The 17,794-nt window shown below is 68.3% G+C and carries 13 protein-coding genes; 4 read left to right on the plus strand and 9 right to left on the minus strand.

Annotated features, from left to right (window positions below; genetic code table 11):
- Nucleotides 1-22: 22 nt before the first annotated feature.
- Nucleotides 23-1,549, minus strand: coding sequence for an aldehyde dehydrogenase (NADP(+)) (locus FHT19_RS03590; protein WP_169474909.1), 1,527 nt, complete (start codon nt 1,547-1,549; stop codon nt 23-25).
- Between the two features lie 182 nt (nt 1,550-1,731).
- On the opposite strand from FHT19_RS03590, the gene FHT19_RS03595 reads away from it, so the two are divergent.
- Nucleotides 1,732-2,457 carry a FadR/GntR family transcriptional regulator gene (locus tag FHT19_RS03595; RefSeq protein ID WP_248290379.1) on the plus strand — a complete coding sequence of 242 codons (726 nt, stop codon included), beginning with the start codon at nt 1,732-1,734 and terminating at the stop codon, nt 2,455-2,457.
- 138 nt (nt 2,458-2,595) lie between these two features.
- On the opposite strand, the gene FHT19_RS03600 is transcribed toward FHT19_RS03595, so the two are convergent.
- Complete coding sequence (locus tag FHT19_RS03600) at nt 2,596-3,891, minus strand: sugar MFS transporter (protein ID WP_169473974.1); 1,296 nt, start codon at nt 3,889-3,891, stop codon at nt 2,596-2,598.
- Nucleotides 3,892-4,073: 182 nt separating this feature from the next.
- Here FHT19_RS03600 and FHT19_RS03605 point away from each other — a divergent pair, with 182 nt between their 5' ends.
- The 3 genes from FHT19_RS03605 (at nt 4,074) to FHT19_RS03615 (ending at nt 7,954) form a co-directional block, all read left to right on the plus strand.
- Nucleotides 4,074-5,225: an aldose epimerase family protein gene (locus FHT19_RS03605; protein WP_169473975.1), complete on the plus strand. Its 1,152-nt coding sequence runs from the start codon at nt 4,074-4,076 to the stop codon at nt 5,223-5,225.
- A gap of 9 nt (nt 5,226-5,234) precedes the next feature.
- A complete protein-coding gene (locus tag FHT19_RS03610) occupies nt 5,235-7,031 on the plus strand; it encodes an IlvD/Edd family dehydratase (protein WP_168554406.1) in 1,797 nt (598 codons plus the stop codon).
- A gap of 68 nt (nt 7,032-7,099) precedes the next feature.
- Nucleotides 7,100-7,954, plus strand: a complete 855-nt coding sequence (locus FHT19_RS03615) for an SMP-30/gluconolactonase/LRE family protein (protein WP_169474910.1) — start codon at nt 7,100-7,102, stop codon at nt 7,952-7,954.
- 51 nt (nt 7,955-8,005) lie between these two features.
- On the opposite strand, the gene FHT19_RS03620 is transcribed toward FHT19_RS03615, so the two are convergent.
- The 7 genes from FHT19_RS03620 to FHT19_RS03650 all read right to left on the minus strand — a co-directional run bounded on the left by FHT19_RS03620 (nt 8,006) and on the right by FHT19_RS03650 (nt 17,719).
- A complete protein-coding gene (locus FHT19_RS03620) occupies nt 8,006-8,635 on the minus strand; it encodes a ParB-like protein (protein ID WP_168554408.1) in 630 nt (209 codons plus the stop codon).
- A 32-nt stretch (nt 8,636-8,667) separates the two neighbouring features.
- Nucleotides 8,668-10,287, minus strand: a complete 1,620-nt coding sequence (locus FHT19_RS03625; RefSeq protein WP_169473976.1) for a SulP family inorganic anion transporter — start codon at nt 10,285-10,287, stop codon at nt 8,668-8,670.
- Nucleotides 10,288-10,372: 85 nt separating this feature from the next.
- Nucleotides 10,373-11,353 carry a diaminopimelate epimerase gene (gene dapF / locus FHT19_RS03630; RefSeq protein ID WP_211184784.1) on the minus strand — a complete coding sequence of 327 codons (981 nt, stop codon included), beginning with the start codon at nt 11,351-11,353 and terminating at the stop codon, nt 10,373-10,375.
- Between the two features lie 185 nt (nt 11,354-11,538).
- Nucleotides 11,539-12,870, minus strand: a complete 1,332-nt coding sequence (locus FHT19_RS03635) for a cell wall hydrolase (protein ID WP_169473977.1) — start codon at nt 12,868-12,870, stop codon at nt 11,539-11,541.
- A gap of 14 nt (nt 12,871-12,884) precedes the next feature.
- Nucleotides 12,885-14,216, minus strand: coding sequence for an outer membrane beta-barrel protein (locus tag FHT19_RS03640; protein WP_169473978.1), 1,332 nt, complete (start codon nt 14,214-14,216; stop codon nt 12,885-12,887).
- 705 nt (nt 14,217-14,921) lie between these two features.
- The gene (locus FHT19_RS03645; RefSeq protein WP_169473979.1) at nt 14,922-16,328 is read right to left on the minus strand and encodes a glycosyltransferase family 4 protein; all 1,407 of its coding nucleotides are present in this window, start codon (nt 16,326-16,328) and stop codon (nt 14,922-14,924) included.
- The gene (locus FHT19_RS03650) at nt 16,328-17,719 is read right to left on the minus strand and encodes a polysaccharide pyruvyl transferase family protein (RefSeq protein WP_248290257.1); all 1,392 of its coding nucleotides are present in this window, start codon (nt 17,717-17,719) and stop codon (nt 16,328-16,330) included. Before FHT19_RS03650 ends, FHT19_RS03645 begins: the two co-directional genes overlap by 1 nt.
- Nucleotides 17,720-17,794: the final 75 nt, after the last annotated feature.

Raw genomic sequence — 17,794 nt, forward strand, 5'->3', positions numbered from 1 at the left:
CTTTCTGCGAAAAGGGAAGGGATCAGAGCGTGAGCGTGCCGTCGATCAGGCGCGGCGCGCCATCGCCGCGCGCAGCGTCGGTCAATTCTGCCGGCAGCACCGCCGCGCTCAGGTTCTGGTAGCTGACCGGACGGAGGAAGCGATCGATCGCCAGGCTGCCGACCGACGTGGTGCGCGGGTCCGACGTGGCCGGGAACGGACCGCCGTGGACCATGGCGTGGCACACTTCCACCCCGGTGGGCCAGCCATTGGCCAGGATGCGGCCAGCCTTGCGCTCCAGGATCGGCAGCAGCCGGGCGGCGAGCGGTTCGTCGGCCGCGTCCATGTGCAGCGTGGCGGTCAGCTGGCCTTCCAGGCCCTTGAGCAGGCTGGCCAGTTCGGCTTCATCGGCGCATTTCACCACGATGGAACTGGCGCCGAACACTTCGTGGCCCAGTGCCTTGTCGGCCAGGAAGGCCTGCGCGGTGGTGACGAACAGCGCGGCGTTGCCGCAGGGCCCGTCGCCCGCCGGGCCGGTTGCCACGGTTTCCACGCCGGGCGCGGTGGCCAGGGCCTTGACCCCCGCTTCATAGGCGGCGTGGATGCCGGTGGTCAGCATGGTCTGCGGCGCGGCTGCGCCCACGCCTTCGCGCGCGGCCGCCAGGAACGCGTCGAGCCCGTCGCTGTCGATTGCCAGCACCAGGCCGGGATTGGTGCAGAACTGCCCGGCGCCCATGGTGAGCGAGCCGACGAAGGCCTGGCCCAGGGCCGCACCACGCGCGGCAAGCGCCTCGGGCAGCAGCAGCACGGGATTGATGCTCGACATTTCAGCATAGACCGGGATCGGCACGTCGCGCGCCTGCGCGATGCGGGCCAGCGCCAGGCCGCCCCCGCGCGAGCCGGTGAAGCCCACCGCCGCAATGCGCGGATCGGCCACCAGCGCGGCGCCCAGATCGTTGCCGGGGCCGACCAGGTGGCCGAACACGCCTTCGGGCAGGCCACGGGCCGCCACCGCGCGGGCAATCGCCGCGGCCACCAGCGCCCCGGTTTCGGGATGGGCGGGGTGGCCCTTGACCACCACCGGGCAGCCGGCCGCGAGGGCCGAGGCGGTGTCACCCCCGGCCGTGGAAAACGCCAGCGGGAAATTCGATGCGCCGAACACCGCCACCGGGCCCAGCGGGATCATGCGCAGGCGGATATCGGGGCGGGGCAGAGGCTGGCGATCGGGCAATGCGGGATCGATGCGCAGCTGCTGCCAGCCGCCCGCGCGCACGACGCCGGCAAACATGCGCAACTGGCCCACGGTGCGGCCGCGTTCACCTTCCAGGCGCGCGCGCGGCAGGCCGCTTTCGCGCATCGCCGCCTCGATCAGCGGATCGCCGATGTCCAGGATTTCCTGGGCGATGGCTTCCAGGAACAAGGCGCGCTCCTCGCGCCCGGTGGCGCGATAGCTGTCGAACGCCGCTTCGGCCGCGGCACAAAGCCGCGCCACGTCTTCCAATCCGTGCACGGCCAGGGCGGGGCCGTGGGGCAGCCCGGTGCGGGCGTCGATCGAGCGGAATTCGGTCATCGGATTCTCCATATTTACTCCGACATATTCCGGCTTGGCGGCAAACGCAATAATAGTCATTTCGCCCTTGCGCGCTCCCTGCTAACCACATTGGCCAGGAGGCGGCACAAACAGTGACGGAACGGCATATTCCCGGCAATTCGGCAGACGGCAGCGCTGCCCCGGCCGATCGTGAAGAGGCTCTGCGGGGGCTTGGGCGCGGCCCCGGACGGCGGCTGCACGGTGCCATTGCGCACAAGTTGGGCACGGCGATCTTGTCTGGCCAATACCAGCCCGGTGACATCCTTTCGGGTGAAGTCGCCTTTGCCGAGGAACTCAAGGTTTCGCGTAGCGCCTATCGCGAGGCGATCCAGGTCCTGACGGCCAAGGGCCTGGTGGCGAGCCGCCCCAAGGCGGGCACGCGCGTGCTGCCGCGCGAGCGCTGGAACCTGCTCGATCCCGAAGTGCTGGCCTGGGCCTTTGCCGGCGAGCCCGACCTGCAATTCGTGCGCGACTTGTTCGAATTGCGCGCCGTGGTCGAGCCGGCCGCCGCGCGCCTGGCCGCACAGCGCCGCGACAAGGCCGATCTCAAGGCCATGCGCGATGCCCTTGCCGCCATGCGCCGCCACACCCTGACCAACGATGCCGGCCGCGCCGCCGATCGCGATTTCCACGATGCCATCCTGCGCGCCAGCCACAATGCGGCGCTGCTGGTGCTGTCGGCCAGCATCGGCGCGGCCGTGCACTGGACCACGCAGTTCAAGCAACGCGCCCGCGAACTGCCGCGCAATCCCATCCCCGATCACGCGCGGGTCTATGACGCGATTGCCGATGGCGATGGCGATGCTGCCGCCCAGGCAATGGGCGTGCTGGTGCAACTCGCGCTCGAAGACACCGCCAGCGCGATCGAAGCGGCAGTGCAAGGCTGATTGTTCCTCCCCGGCACGGGGAGGGGGCCGCGCTAAGCGTGGTGGAGGGGATTGGCCGCCTGCAGCGGCGCTCAAGGCTCACAATCCCCTCCGCCAGCCTGCGGCTGGTTCCCCTCCCCACGAGTGGGGAGGGAGCAATCAGTCCGCTGTCTTGGTTTTCGCGCCCCACAGCGCATAGAACACGATGTAAAGCTCGCAAGCCGCGGTCAGCAGGAACGAGGTCTGCAGGCCAAAGGCATCGGCCAGCTTGCCCTGCACCACCACCAGCGCGCCGCCGGCAATGGCCATGATCAGCAGGCCCGAGGCTTCCTCGGTCAGCGGGCCCAGGCCCTTGATCCCCAGCGTGAAGATCGTGGGGAACATGATCGAGTGGAACAGGCCCACCAGGATCAGCGCCCACATCGCCACCGGGCCATGGGTGAGCACGGTGATCATCATCACCACGAAAGCGCCGACGGCGGCTAGCGCCAGCACGGTTTCGGCGCGCACCTTCTGCATGATCGCGCCGCCGGCAAAGCGGCCCACCATCATCCCGCCCCACAGGAACGTGAGGTAACGCCCGGCTTCCTCGTGCGTGAGGTTGGCGATGTCACCCTGGCTGACGAAATTGACGAAGAGGTTGGCCACGCCGATTTCGGCGATCAGGTAGATGAAGATTGCCGGAATGCCGAACACCAGGTTGCGGTGCGACCACAGCGAGTGATGCTTGCGTTCCTCGCGCGCCATGCGGCTGGTGGCGCTGCCCATGGCGGGCAGGGGATAGCGTGCGATCACCACGGCCAGGACCACCAGCACAACCGCGACCAGGCCATAGGGCAGGATCACCGAATGCGCGTCGGCCAGGCGTTCCGCCGGGGTCAGCACCGTGCCGGCCACGGCTGTCCCGCTCTTGGACCTGCCCAGGATGAGATAGGCGCCGAACAGCGGCGCCAGCATCGTTCCGGCCGAATTGAGCGCCTGCACGAGGGTGAGCCGCGACGAAGCGGTTTCCGCCGGGCCGACCACCGCGACATAGGGATTGGCCGCCACCTGCAGCAGCGTGATGCCGCTGGCGATCACGAACAGCATGACCAGCGTGACGCCGTAGGACGGGATCGATGCCGCCACCATCATGCCCAGTGCGCCCGCCGCCATGATCAGCAGCCCGGTGACCATCGACAGCTTGTACCCGATCTTCTCGATCAGCTTGGCCGAAGGAATCGACGCCACGAAATAGGCGATGAACCACACGGATTCGATCAGTGTTGTCTGGGTATAGTTCAGATCGAACACGGCGCGCAGATGCGGCAGCAGCGTGTTGTTGATGACGGTGATGAAGCCCCACATGAAGAACAGTGTGGCCAGCAGCGCCAGTGCGCGACCATAGCTGGCGCCAGCAGGCAAGCCTTCGCCAGGGGTCGCGGATAGCGCGGCCGATGAAGCAACAGGGGGCATGTCCATCCTCTCTTCCAAGGTTTGTGCAAGAAGAGAACAATGAACGGGCGTATGCCAGTGGACAGGCGCCACGCGAACCGGCTTGCACTCTTTCTATTTGTCGGACTATATGCGATGCCACGGCCGCGTCAATGGCTGCACACGTGTTTTCACGTGGCTCCCCAGGGCAGAACGGGTCGATCATGGAGAACAGGATGAACACGAAGGCCGCTTCCCTTGCCGCGCTTCTCGCGCTTGCGCCCTTTTCGGGTGCCCACGCCGCGCAGGCGAGCCAGGAGGCCGCCGGCACGCTGGCCGATGGGCAGAAGGTTGTCGCGGTCACGCTCAAGGCCGCCAATGGCGTTTCGGCCCGCATCCTGAGCTATGGCGCCACGCTCCAGGCGCTGGTCGCGCCCGATCGCCAGGGCAAGCCGGCCGACGTGCTGCTCGGCTACGACGATCTGGCCGGCTATGTCGATCATCCCAACTATTTCGGCGTCACTGTCGGCCGCTATGCCAACCGCATTGCCAGCGGCAAGTTCGCGCTTGATGGCAAGACCTATCAACTCCCGCTCAACGACAACAAGATCAACAGCCTGCACGGCGGCGGCAAGGGCTTCGACAAGCAGGTCTGGCAGGTTGTCTCGGTCAAATCCGGGCCGGTGGCGAGCGTCGTACTCAGCCACGTCAGCCCCGATGGCGATGCCGGCTATCCCGGCACGGTCAAGGCCACGGTCACCTATTCGCTGGACGAGGCGGGCAACCTGACCATCGCGTTCGAAGCGGCCACCGACAAGCCCACGATCATCAACATGACCAACCACGCCATTTTCAACCTGGCCGGCGAAGGCGCGTCGCAAGGGGCGATGGACCATGTGCTGACCATTCCGGCCAAGGCCTATACCCCGGTCGATGCCGGTCTCATCCCCACCGGCGAACTGCGCCCGGTGGCCGGCACGGTGTTCGATTTCACGCAAGGGCGCCGCGTGGCCGATGGCCTGCGCGACGGGCGCGACCAGCAGATCGTCTATGGGCGCGGCTATGACCACAACTTTGCCCTCGACAAGGGCGTGACCGCCCAGCCCGAACTGGCCGCGCGCCTGGAAGACCCTGCCTCGGGCCGCGTGCTCGAAGTCTTGACCACCGAGCCCGGCGTGCAGTTCTATGCCGGCAATTTCCTCGATGGCACGCTGGTGGGCAAGCAGGGCCACCTCTATCGCATGGGCGATGGCATCGCGCTGGAACCGCAGAAGTTCCCCGATGCACCCAATCACCCGTCGTTCGTTTCCGCGCGCGTCGATCCCGGCAAGCCCTATCGGCATGTCATGATCTATCGCGTTTCCACCTCGCGCTGACAGGCAGACATGACCGACCACCAGACCCCCAAGCTGCGCAGCCGCGCCTGGTTTGATAACCCCGACAATATCGACATGACCTCGCTCTATCTGGAGCGGTACCTCAATTTCGGGATCAGCCTGGAAGAGCTGCGCAGCGGCAAGCCGATCATCGGCATCGCGCAGACCGGCAGCGACCTTTCCCCGTGCAACCGCCACCACCTGGTGCTGGCCGAGCGTATCCGCGAAGGCGTGCGCGAGGCAGGCGGCATCGTCTTGGAATTTCCGGTCCATCCGATCCAGGAAACCGGCAAGCGGCCCACTGCCGGGCTCGATCGCAACCTCGCCTATCTCGGCCTGGTCGAAGCGCTCTATGGCTATCCGATCGATGGCGTGGTGCTGACCACCGGGTGTGACAAGACCACCCCCGCGCTGCTGATGGCGGCGGCCACGGTCAACATTCCCGCCATTGCCCTCTCGGTCGGCCCCATGCTCAACGGCTGGCACAAGGGCGAGCGCACCGGTTCGGGCACCATCGTGTGGAAAGGCCGCCAGTTGATGGCCGCCGGCGAACTCGATGCCGAAGGGTTCATCAAGCTGGTCGCGTCTTCGGCGCCATCCACCGGCTATTGTAACACCATGGGCACGGCCACCACGATGAACAGCCTGGCCGAAGCGCTGGGCATGATGCTGCCCGGTTCGGCCGCGATTCCCGCGCCCTATCGCGATCGCCAGGAATGCGCCTATCACACCGGCAAGCGCATCGTTGACATGGTGCGCGAAGACCTCAAGCCTTCCGACATCCTCACGCTCGATGCGTTCCACAACGCCATCGTGGTCAATTCCGCGATCGGCGGATCGACCAACGCGCCGATCCACCTGGCCGCGATTGCCCGCCACGTGGGCGTGGACCTGCCGCTCGACGACTGGCAGCGCCTGGGCCACAAGGTGCCCTTGCTGGTCAACCTGCAGCCAGCGGGCGAATACCTGGGCGAGGATTACTATCGCGCCGGCGGCGTGCCGGCCGTGGTCGGCCAGTTGATCGACCAAGGCCTGATCCGTGAGCAGGCGATGACCGTCAACGGCCGCACCATGGGCGAAAACTGCCGTGGCGTGGAAATCGAGGACGAGCGCGTGATCCGCCCGTTCGCCCAGCCACTGGTCGAAGAAGCCGGCTTCCTGGTGCTCAAGGGCAACCTGTTCGACGCCGCGATCATGAAAACCAGCGTGATCAGCGAGGAATTCCGCGCGCGCTATCTTTCGAACCCGGCCGATCCCGACGCGTTCGAAGGCCCCTGCGTGGTGTTCGACGGGCCGGAAGACTATCACCACCGCATCGACGATCCGGCGGTGGGGATCACGCCCGAAACCTTGCTGTTCATGCGCGGCGCCGGGCCGATCGGCTATCCGGGCGCGGCCGAAGTGGTCAACATGCGCCCGCCGGCCTACCTCATCACCGAAGGCGTCAGCGCGCTGCCGTGCATCGGCGACGGGCGTCAATCGGGCACCAGCGGCAGCCCCTCGATCCTCAATGCCAGCCCGGAAGCGGCGGCGATGGGCGGCCTGGCGCTGCTCGAAACCGGGGACCGGGTGCGCATCGATCTCAACGCCGGCACGGTGAACGTGCTGGTTGCCGACGATGTGCTGGAAGCGCGCCGCGCTGCGCTGGTGGCCAAGGGCGGCTATCCCTATCCCGCCAGCCAGACGCCGTGGCAGGAAATCCAGCGCGCGCTGGTGGGCCAGATGAACACCGGTGCCATCCTGGAAGGCGCGGAAAAGTACCAGCGCATTGCCCAGACCCGTGGGCTGCCGCGCGACAACCATTGAGCGATGATGGGAAGCGTGGGCCTGGCCCCGCGCTTCCCCCTGAACGAAGCGAAAGGATGACGGCCGCGATGGCACCCTGGCGCAAGATCGAACGCGACGTGGCCGATACCCTGGGCGAGGGCACGCTGTGGTGCCCGCGCGACGGCGCGCTCTACTGGACCGATATTCTTGCCCCGGCGCTCAACCGGCTGGATCTGGCCAGCGGGGCGATCCACCGCTGGGCCATGCCGGAACCTCTGGGCTGGGTGGCCGCAAGCCGCGCGGGCGGCCTGGTCGGCGGCTTTCGCAGCGGCGTTGCGCGCATCACGCTGGATCCGCTGCACATTGCCGAACGCAGCGATCCCGAGCCGCACTTGCCAGGCAACCGCATGAACGATGGCAAGGCCGATGCCCATGGCGCGATCTGGTGCGGCACGATGGACATGGCCGAAACGCAGGACAGCGGCACGCTCTATCGCCTCGCTCCCGATGGCACGTTCCAGGCGATCGACACCGGCTATGGCGTGCCCAATGGTCCGGCGTTTTCGCCTTGCGGCCAGTGGCTCTATCACGCCGACAGCGCGCGGCGCGTGATCTATCGCTTCCCGCTCACGGCCGACGGCGTGGGGCAGCGCGACGTTTTCGTGCGCTTCGAGGAAGCCGACGGCTATCCCGACGGGATGACGTGCGACGCACAAGGGTTCCTGTGGCAGGCGCACTGGGATGGCGGGCGGATCAGCCGCTTTGCCCCCGATGGCCGGCTCGATCGCACGATCAGCCTGCCTGCCCGCCGCATCACCAATATCGCCTTTGCCGGTAAAAGGCTCGATCGCATGTTCGTGACCAGCGCGCGCGTGGGGCTGGATGATGCAAACGAATTCGACGGCGCCCTGTTCGAAGTGGATGCTGGCGTCACCGGCTGCGCACCGGGTACATACGCCTAGATTTGCCCCACCGTGCCGATGGTGGAGGGGCTGCAGCCCCTCTCAATCCGGTCAATCGCTTTCCACCCCGGCATAGCCGGGCAGGTGCCGCGCCGCGCGGCTGCGGGCCAGTTCTATTCCCACCCGCAGCGCCTCGTCGAACTTGTTGGCCAGCTTGCGCGGGCCGATATGGTCGCGCAGGAAATCGGCCCACAGGAATTCGGCATAGGGCCGCGTGGTCTTGGCATAGCCACCGGCCCGCCGCACATCGCTTGCCAGCGATCGCCAGGGATCGTCTTCCAGCTTGCCGACATGGTGGGGCAGGGCTTTCCATTCGCGCCGCCGCCCGCGCGCGTCATAGGGATGCAGCCAGTTGTTGGCGTCCATGAACGCCAGGAAGCGCTTGCGCGGCAAATGCGCCAGCCGCGCGACCACCGAAACCAGCACCTGCTCCACCCCTTCGAGATGCAGCGCCAGGGCCAGGTGGTGATGGTCGAGCATCCACAGCTGATCGTCCGGGCCGATCACCGCCGGAATCATGTGCGCGCCCAGGAATTCGCCTGCGGCGCTGGCCTCCTGGCGGCGCGTCCAGTCGCGGCGCTTGCGCTCCACTTCGCGCAGGCCGATCGTCATCTGCGTGGGGCGCAAGTCGGCAATGGCCACGGTCTTGAGAATCGGTTGGATCGGTCCGGCCAGTCCCATGATCTATTTCCCACCGTCTTTGCCCAATGGACTCAGTGCCCGGCAGGCGCAGTCTGCGCCAAAGCCACCGCATCAGCAACGCTGAAGGTGGCATTGCGTGCCAGGTCATCGAGACCGGCTGCCGCCAGCACCGCCCGCGCGCGATCATGCGTGCGCGCCAGGATCAGACGGCCTTGGCGCGCGGCCAGGGTCTTGTGCAGCTCGCCGATCACTTCGGCCGCCGTGCTGTCCAGGTCGTCGCTTTCCTCCAGGCTGAGCACCACCACGACCGGTGCGCCCGGCCGCTGGGCACGGCGTGCCACCAGGGCCAGCACCGTTTCGGCATTGGCAAAGAACAGCGGCGCATTGGGGCGATAGATGGCCACGCCCGGCACGGCGGCAGCTTCCGGATGGGCGGCGCGATCGACGAAATCGTGGCCCTGGCTGATCTGGCCCAGTTCGCTGAGCGAGGGATGCGCCAGGCGATAGAGCAATTGCGCCAGGCTTAGCCCCACGGCCAAGAGCAATCCGTCGAGCACGCCCAGCGCCAGCACGCCCAGCGCGGCCGCTGGTGCCGTCCAGCGATCGCGGCCCAGCTTCCACGGGCGCAGCAAGGGCTCGGGCGACAGGGCATGGGCCAGCGCGGCCATCACCACGGCGGCAAGCACCGGCTGAGGCAGGCGCGCGGTCAACGGCCCGGCCCACAGCGCCAGGGCAAGCAGGGCGAGCGCCGCCATCACCCCGGCCGCCCGGCTGGTGGCGCCACTCGCCGCGTTGGCCGATCCGGCGGAAAAACCCGCGCCCACCGGCATCCCCTGGGCCAGGGCTGCGGCGGTGTTGGCCAGGCCCAGCGCGGCCAGTTCGCGATTGGCGTTCAGCGCATCGCCGCGTGCCAGCGCCAGGCTGCGGATCGTGCCCCAGCTTTCGGCAAACAGGATCAGCACCAGTGGCACAGCCAGCGGCACCAGGCGCAGCCACTGTGCGGGATCGGCCGGCAATACCGGCACCGATAGCACCAGCGGCGTTGGGCCGGCCTGGGCAATCCCCAGCCGGGCAAAACCGGGCAGGCTGGCCCCGGCAATGCCCAGCACCAGCACGATCAGCGCGCCGGGCACCCCCGGCCAGCGCCGCAGCAGCAACAGCAGCACGAGCGCACCCAATCCGCAGGCGAGCGTCGCCACATGCCAGTGCGGCATCTGTTTCAGCACGGCCCAGGCCACGACACCCACCGTGCCGGGCGGGGCAGGCACGCCGGTCATCGCGGGCAGTTGGCGGATGATGATCGTCAGCGCCAGGCCAAGGGCAAAGCCGCGCAAAACCGGCCGCGCGATAAAGCCGGCAAGGCTGCCCAGCCGTGCCGCTGCCAGGGCGATGAACAGTCCCCCGGCCAAGAGCGTGAGGGCTGTGGCATTGGCGGCCGTTGCAGCAGCACCGCCTGGCCCCGCCACCAGGCTGCCAAGGCTGGCCGCCAGGATCGCGGCCGAGGACGAAGTTGGCGAGACGACGGCGAACCGGCTGCGCCCCACCAGAGCATAGGCAAGGCCGCCCGCCACGGCAGCAATCAGCGCGCGCCCTGGTGCCAGCCCGGCAATCCCGGCATAGGCAACGGCCTCGGGCAGCATCAGGCCGGCCATGGCCAGCCCTGCCAATGCGTTGCGCACAGTGAAAGCCATCGTCACCCTCCCGCGCCTCTCGCTGCGCCTGGCCTCGATCACGAACCGGCCGGGCGTGGTTCGTCGGCGCGGCGCCAGGGCGATTTCACAGCGCCCTATCCAGCATTGGGCGGTCGATCTCACCGCTGTAGATATGTTCAACCGGGCCGGCGAGGCGAACGCCACCCGTGCCGTCCCATTCCACCTCCACCGGTCCCCCGTCGCACACAACCACGACGCGCTCGTCCAACAGGCCCCGGCGGATACCGCCGACAACTGCGCCACACGAGCAAGAGCCCGATCCCAGGGGGATGCCGCCGCCGCGTTCCCAAATCCGCAGCCGGATATGGCTGCGACTTAGCACCTCGACAAAATGCACGTTTGTTCGTTGCGGGAACAAGGGGTGCATTTCCATCGCCGGGCCAACCGTTGGCACATCGACGCGCGACAGGTCGTCGACGAAGAACGTGCAATGCGGATTGCCCATGCTGCAGGCGGTGGGATCGCCCGCCAGGGGCAGGGCGAGCGTATCCGCCTCTCGTGCCAAAGGCACATCGCGCCAATCGAGCGATGGTGTGCCCATATCGACGGAGATGGTGCCACCTTGCCTGCGTTCACACCGCAGCAGCCCCCGTTTTGTTCGGATGAAGACAAAATTCTGCGCCGTCTCGCGCATGAGAAGATGGGCGACGCCGCGCGTTGCACTGCCGCAGGCATCCAATGGCGTGCCGTCGGCATTCCAAAACGCCAGTTCGACGTGCCCGTCCTGGCCGTCCGACATCATGGCGAGCTGATTAAATCCAATGCCGCGATGGCGGTTTCCAAGACGGCATGCGAGTGCGCTTGTCATGGCGATTGACCTGCCGCGCGCATCAACGATGACGAAATCGTCGCCGTTGGCATGCATCTTGTGGAATTCCATGGGCATCCTTTGGCTACAAGCGATCCTGCGGGCTGTGGCGCATTGGGCGATATCCTGTTCGCCAGGGCCGGGAAACACCTCTTTGCTTCGACGGGATTTTGGCTCGATCGCGCCCATCGATGTCTGGCAATAGGGAAAGTCCAGGCGCGTCGTTTCGACCAGCACGCGGCGAACTGATCCGGCCACTCCATGATGCCGACCCAACGCGGCGCGAGGCCGCCGTAGATGGCGCCCGGCAGCCACCCGTGCGCGGCAGGGTGGTCACTGGAGGTTTTTCGCGCGCAGCCTGTCAGACATCAGCCGACCCAGGTGCACATCCAAAGATCAGCCGGTTGCATCTCCCCGGCCGTTCAGTTGACCGCCAACCCCTGCCGCTGTCCCGCCGGCGGCAGGCATTGCGCCTTGTCGCTGCGGGGCGTGGCGGCGCAATCCCACCAGGCGCCTTCGCCGCCGTTTTCGCGGTTGCGGCGGTAGGCGAAGGCGAGAGTGTCCATTCCCCCAGTCGTTCCGCGCCAGCCCAGCACCACGCACCGTGGGCGGTGGCCGCAGGCCTCCAGCGCGAGGATGGCATAGCGGCCGGGAAACAGCGCGGGGTCGAACGTCAGGCGGATCGCACTTTCGTCCGCCGTGCCCCCGCCGCTGGCGGGCGCGGTGTGCATGGCCATCAGCGCGGCACGGCCAGGAGCGAGCGCGGCTGACGGGCTGCCATCGCGCGGGGCCAGGCCTGGGGCGCCCACCGTGCCATCGCTTCCAGCCAGCCGGGTATCGGCCGTCACGCCTTCGTCGCTGTCGGCAAGGCTGGCGAGCAGCGCACCATCCTGTCCCGCCGCGGCGGGATCGTGCGTGGGTGAAAGCGTCGCCAGCTTGGGTTCCAGCGGTTCGGTGGCCATGTTGGCGCCGCCGCGGCGAAAGGCGGGGGTCGTGCCCCACCAGCCTTGCCAGCGATAGAACAGATGTGCGCCAACCTGGGCCAGCTTGGTCAGCGAATCCCGCCACTTGGGCACCACGTAATCGGCATGGTAATGCGTTGCCCAGCCCACGCGGGGATCGACGGCGCCGGCCAGCGCCGCCCCGGCAATTGCCCGGGCCCGCGCCCAGGCTCCCGGGCCGGGATGGCGCGCGGCCAGGCTGCCATCGCAGGTGAAGGTGAATTGGCAGCCGGTCTGGCGTTCGGACCCCTGGAATACCACGCCGCATACGCTGCTGGCGAAAGCGGGATGGCGCGCACGGTTGAGCACGACCTGGACCACGGCCCGCTCGCCCGAGGGATCGTCGCCCGCTTCGTACCACGCAGCCGCAGCCAGGCAATCGCGCGCGCGTTCGTGGTTGGGCGAAAGCGGTGCGGGCAACACGAAGGGCGTGGCCGGCACCGCCGCCTCGGCAATCGGCACGGCAGCGTTGGAAGTGCGCGCGCCCTGGCTGCTCAAGTCGAGCAGCGCGGCGGGATCGGGCAGCGCCGGCGGCGGGGCGGTGGGACTGGCAAGGTCCACCCGCAGGGCGGCTCGGTCCGGGCCTGGCGCCAGCAAGCGCAACGTGGCCGCCAGTGCCACCATGAACAACAGCGCCATCGCGGCGCGCAGCGCAAGCTCGGCCCGCCTTGCGGCCGTATCGACGGGTGCCGCATCGGCGTCTGACGGCGCAGCGGCGGCGGTTTCGACAGGATCGAGCGGGATGCTGGCCATCGCGCGCGCGCCGCTCAAAACACGTATTTCAAAGTGATGGTGGCGCGGTTCTGGTCATATTCGCGTGGCTTGGCCACCAGGGCGGAAGACCGCCCCAGCGCGTGGCGCAGCGTGCCTTCGACCATCAGGTGCGGGGCCGCCTCCCAAGTGGCTGAGAGACCCACGCTGGCATAGCGATCCACCCGCGCACCGCCGCGAAAGCGATTGACGGTATAGCTGGCGGTGGGGCGCAGGATCAGCGTGCGCAGCAATTCATGCGCCGCGCCAAGGCTGAACTGCTGCTGTTCGATCCCCGCCACGTCCACGATCGGCGAACGCTGGATGGTCTTGTCGGCCGCCAGCGAAAAGGTGGTGAGCGGGGTAACATGCCAGCGCAGGTTGGCGTCATAGGCCACGCCCGCAATCGTGGGATAGGCCGGACTGGTGAAGCGCTGGTGCAGGTAACCCAGCGCCAGTTCCCCTTCCAGCAGGCGATCCTGGCCAAAGGCCACGCCGGCCATCACGGCATAGCCATGCGCGCGGCGGGTGGCCTCTGCCGGGTTTTCATGGGGATAGCGCGTGGCGTTGAGGCGCACCGCAACCGAAACCGCCACTGCCGACGAAATCGGCCGGATCACTTTGGCGCCACCGGCCAGCGCCTGGTAATCGCGCTGCGAGAGGACGATGGTGCTGTCGCCATCATGGCGGTTGAAATAGTGGAACCGGTCGAACCGCAAATCGAATGCCAGGTGCGTGGCGCCAACCTGCTGTTCCACGCTGCCGCCCAGGCCAACCTGGCGATAGGCGATCGGCTTGACCCCGAACAGCGTGTCGCCGGTGGTGCCGCGCGCTTCGATCCGCCGGTCTATTGCCGCGTCCAGGTTTATCCGCGTGTCGCGGCCGATGTCGATGCGGCCGCCGATTCCGGCGCCATAGCGATCGGTGCCTTCCGCGCCGTGGCGGGCATAGCGTTCGAACAGCCCGTCGGCGCGCAGCGTCAGCGCATGGCGATCCCATCGCGATTGCACGGCGAGCGCCGGGGCAAGGCTGGCACCCACATCGGACACACGGGGAACGCAGCGAGCATAGAGATCGTCCGTGGCAATCGCGCCGAAGGCCACGCTGGGCAGGATGCGCAGCGATCCTGCCTCGAACCCGGTGCCTTCCAGCCCCGGCCGCACGCGATTTTCCACGGTTTCCGGCCCGGCGCGACGATCACCGGCGTTTTGCCCGGCGGCCAGCATCGGCCACGAAAGGGCGCCGGCCAGGGACCCCCATTGCATGGCCATGCGGCCCCAGCGGCAGCGGCGCAGCCCGTCTGCCCCCGGCCTTGCGCGCGTGCCATCCCCCTTGCGATGCTGTTGCACCTCGCCTCCTGCCACCATTGCCCCAGTCACCATTGCCATGGCGGTGTCGTATCATCGCGGCGCAGGCGCGGCGGCAGCAATTGACGCCATTACTGAGGCACTTTCCGGCCGCGCGCATCGGCATTTGCTTCACCATGGCCGGCATGGCCTTGCCAAGAGGCCGGCAGGCGCTTGCCAGGCCAGGCAAAATCGTGCCGGTTCAACATCATGATCCATCGTGCCGTAATCGCACCAGATTGCCGCCAAAGCCGGGATATTTTCCCTCAGGCATTGTGCGGATCGGGTTTGCCGGCGCGTTAAGGATCGCGCGCAAGCATTCGTTGAGGGCTGTTATGTCACGCACCAAGGCGTGAACCGCTTGCTCGCCCGCTTTGCCCCTGCGCAGGTCGTCCGTTTCGGGCGCATCCTGGCGCTGTTGACCGCCACGGCAATGACGTTCGGCTATGTCACCGGACGGGCTACGGCCGAAAGTACGGCAGTCATGGCCTATGTTCTAGGCCTGCTCATCCTGCTTTCCGCACCGGGCCAGCGCAGTTCGGAATTGCTCGGCGCGCAGGCAGTGTGGATGACGGTTGCCGAATTCCTGGCGGCCGCGCAATCGGGCCAGATGCTGTTGTGGCGCTGGGCGGTGTCGGTTGCGGCGCTGGCGGTGGTCATGGTGCCGCTCAAGATCCAGCATTTGCGCAGTCTGGCCTGCCGGCACCCCTATTCGCCGTTGCGAGACCTGGAAAGGCGAGCGCCGGCGGCCAGTTCGGCCGTGCTCGATGGCCGGGCGCGGCGGGTACGGCCCCGGCCCGGCCAAACGCCCGAAGCCGATGCAGATGGCGTGGCGGGGCATTCATCCTCGCGCGCAGGATAAGGCGCCGGGCCGCCCGACACCGCCGACGCAGCCAGCCGCGCGGCATAGAAATCGAGCAGACGGGCGATCCACGCATTGGGTGACAGCGCCAGGTCATCGGGCAGGGCAAAGGCCGCCTCGCTCATGGCGCGCACGCGCGCATCATCTTGCGCCAGGGCGGCCAAGTGCTGGGCAAAGCCGGCGGTGTCGCGCGGGTCGATCGCCACGCCGGCGCCATGGCGCACCATGTCATCGGCCAGCAGCGCCGTGCCAGGCAGGATAACCGACAGGCCGGACCGTGCGGCCTCCATAGCCACCAGGCCATAGGGTTCGGGATAGCGGCTGGGCATGACCAGCAGCCGCGCCCGCCGCGCCACCCGCGCAATCTCTGCCGGAGAAAGCCGGCCGCTGAAGCGCGCTTCGGGGTGGCGGGCGCGCAACATCGGCTCCATCGCGCCGCTGCCGACCAGGCGCAGCGGCACCCCGGCGGCGCGGGCAGCGGCAGCGGCGAGGTCAGGCCCCTTGGTTTCCTCAAGCCGGCCCACGAACAGCACTTCGCGGTTTTCCTCGGCCGGAATGCGCGTGGCAGACCATGGCTCAACCGGATTGGGCAGGGCGTGGATCGCATCGGCGGGAATGCCGGCGCGGGCCAGAAGCGGCGCCATGGCGGCATGGATTGCCAGCACCGGCGGCGCATGGGCCGGATCGAACACGCGCGTCTGGATGGCGTGGCGGACCACGCGCAACAGCTTGTGGCTGCGGCTGTGGCGGTCGCAGTCGGCCATCACGCAGGCGCGCGAGAGCGGTACGAGCGGGCAGGGTCGCCCGGTCTTGAGATCGGCAAATGCCCCGTTGGGGCAGGCCAGGAAGAAATCGTGCGCGGAAATCACCAGCCTGTCGCGCACCGGGGCCAAGGCGTGGAACACGGCGGGCGAGAGGATCTGCAACCAGCCATGCAGGTGATAGACCGTGCGTGGCGTATCGTGGGTTGCGATCCAGCGGGATACCATGCGGGCGGCGCTGCGGTTCCACAGCGCAGCCAATGTCGCTTCGATCCTGGGCCGAGAGAGCAGGCGGCCCTGGCCCAGCGCCACGCAGGCAATGCCCGCGGCCGCCAGGCTGCCATCGTCACCGGTATCGCCCGCCAGCAGCGTCACCGCGTGGCCTTGGGCGCGAAACGCCCGGGCAGAGGCCAAGGCCAGCGCGCTCGCCCCGCCCATCGGCCGGGCCAGATCGTTGATCACCACGATGCGATCGATCGGCACGCCGCGCATCAGGCCAACACCGCACCGGCTGGGGCGGTTGTCGCGTGTGGGGCGCTGGCCGTTGCCACCTCGGCCGCCTGCCGGGGCACCTCGTGCTGGGCGGCCGAGGCAAGGCGGATGCCCAGCGCGGCCACATCGGCGCGCGTGCGCTCGATCAGGCTGGTCAGCGCAGCGCGGTCCACCCCCTCGGCCAGCGCTGCCTGCGCCAGTTCGACAATGGCGGCGGGGGCCAGGGCCGGCCCGTCGACGGCATATTGGCTTCGCCCTGCCAGCGCAAAGAAGCTGGCCAGCTTCTCGTCCCAGGTCAGCCCGATGGTGGGCACGGCAAAGGAATGGGCGGCGATGCAGGCATGCATGCGATGGGCAATGACCAGATCGCAACCGGCAACGAACCCGGCGAGATCGGCCGGGGTGGCAAAGGGCGCGGCCATGCTGATCCGGCCCTGGCCCTGGCGCGCAATGCCGCCGCGCCAATCGGCGGCCGGGCGTTCGGCCGTCCAGCGCGGCGCGTGGCGCACCAGGCAGGCGCGGTCTTCCGGGCTGCCGTTGGTGAACAGGATCACGTGCAGTCCCTGTTGCGCCAGGGCCTGGGCGAGGGCGCCATACCATTCGATCACTGCGCCATCGTGCAGTGCGCCTGCCCCGCCCGTGGCGGCGGATTCATGATGCTGGCCCACGTGATAGCGCAGCGCCAGGGGCGCCGTGATGCACAGGCCCACGCGCCGCCCGGCATCGCCGCGTGGCACGCCGGGCTTGCGCGGATAGTGCAGGCTGGCGAGCAGGCCGGGATCGCCCGACACTGCCGCCGCGATTGCGCCGAGCGGCTCGAGCTGCCGGGCCCAGGCCTGGCGGCTGCGTTCGTCCCGCACGGTGGCATGGGCCAGCGGGCGGCGTGCCAGGGCACGGGCAAACAGCGCGCGGCCCCGCGCAGACCACTGCGCACTGGCCCCCACGGCGTGGACGGCAAGGGGCAGGCCACGCCGCGCCACTTCGGCCGCCGCGCCCGCCAGCTTGATCGGAAAGTTGAGATCGGCGTCGGTCAACAAGTTGCCCCCGCCGATCACCGCCGCATCGCACCGCGCAAGGCCGGCGCGTACATGGCGGCGCAGGGCCAGCCGGCTCAGCAGCGTGAGCGCCGCGCCCGCGGCCATGCGGCGCAGCGCGGGGGGCACGGCTTCGAGCAGGGCCATGGCAAGACGCCGCCGCCCGGGTCCGCCATTCCATCCGGTGCGGCCGGCAATGTCGATCGAAAAGACCTCTGCCCCGCCCAGCGCCTGGGCCAGTTCGCGCTCAAGGCATTCGGCCAGCAGTCCATCGCCCAGGTTCGGGCTGTATTTCACATTGAGCAGCGCCACGCGCATGGACGCGCGCGGGGCCGGGTTGGCAGAAGAGGGCGACATGGCGGGCACGCATCCTTGGCCGGAAACAGCAGGGCACCGGAATGGCCGCCGCTGGCGCCATTGCCGATGCCCTTA

The sequence above is a fragment of the Novosphingobium sp. SG919 genome, from assembly GCF_012932495.1.
Lineage (GTDB): Bacteria > Pseudomonadota > Alphaproteobacteria > Sphingomonadales > Sphingomonadaceae > Novosphingobium > Novosphingobium rhizosphaerae.

Bases quoted from the DNA above. Each gene is read 5' to 3' on its own strand.
- FHT19_RS03590 (WP_169474909.1), bottom strand. From the start codon at position 1,549: ATGACCGAATTCCGCTCGATCGACGCCCGCACCGGGCTGCCCCACGGC.
- FHT19_RS03600 (WP_169473974.1), bottom strand. From the start codon at position 3,891: ATGCCCCCTGTTGCTTCATCGGCCGCGCTATCCGCGACCCCTGGCGAA.
- FHT19_RS03605 (WP_169473975.1), top strand. From the start codon at position 4,074: ATGGAGAACAGGATGAACACGAAGGCCGCTTCCCTTGCCGCGCTTCTC.
- FHT19_RS03610 (WP_168554406.1), top strand. From the start codon at position 5,235: ATGACCGACCACCAGACCCCCAAGCTGCGCAGCCGCGCCTGGTTTGAT.
- FHT19_RS03615 (WP_169474910.1), top strand. From the start codon at position 7,100: ATGGCACCCTGGCGCAAGATCGAACGCGACGTGGCCGATACCCTGGGC.
- FHT19_RS03620 (WP_168554408.1), bottom strand. From the start codon at position 8,635: ATGGGACTGGCCGGACCGATCCAACCGATTCTCAAGACCGTGGCCATT.
- FHT19_RS03625 (WP_169473976.1), bottom strand. From the start codon at position 10,287: ATGGCTTTCACTGTGCGCAACGCATTGGCAGGGCTGGCCATGGCCGGC.
- FHT19_RS03635 (WP_169473977.1), bottom strand. From the start codon at position 12,870: ATGGCCAGCATCCCGCTCGATCCTGTCGAAACCGCCGCCGCTGCGCCG.
- FHT19_RS03645 (WP_169473979.1), bottom strand. From the start codon at position 16,328: ATGCGCGGCGTGCCGATCGATCGCATCGTGGTGATCAACGATCTGGCC.
- FHT19_RS03650 (WP_248290257.1), bottom strand. From the start codon at position 17,719: ATGTCGCCCTCTTCTGCCAACCCGGCCCCGCGCGCGTCCATGCGCGTG.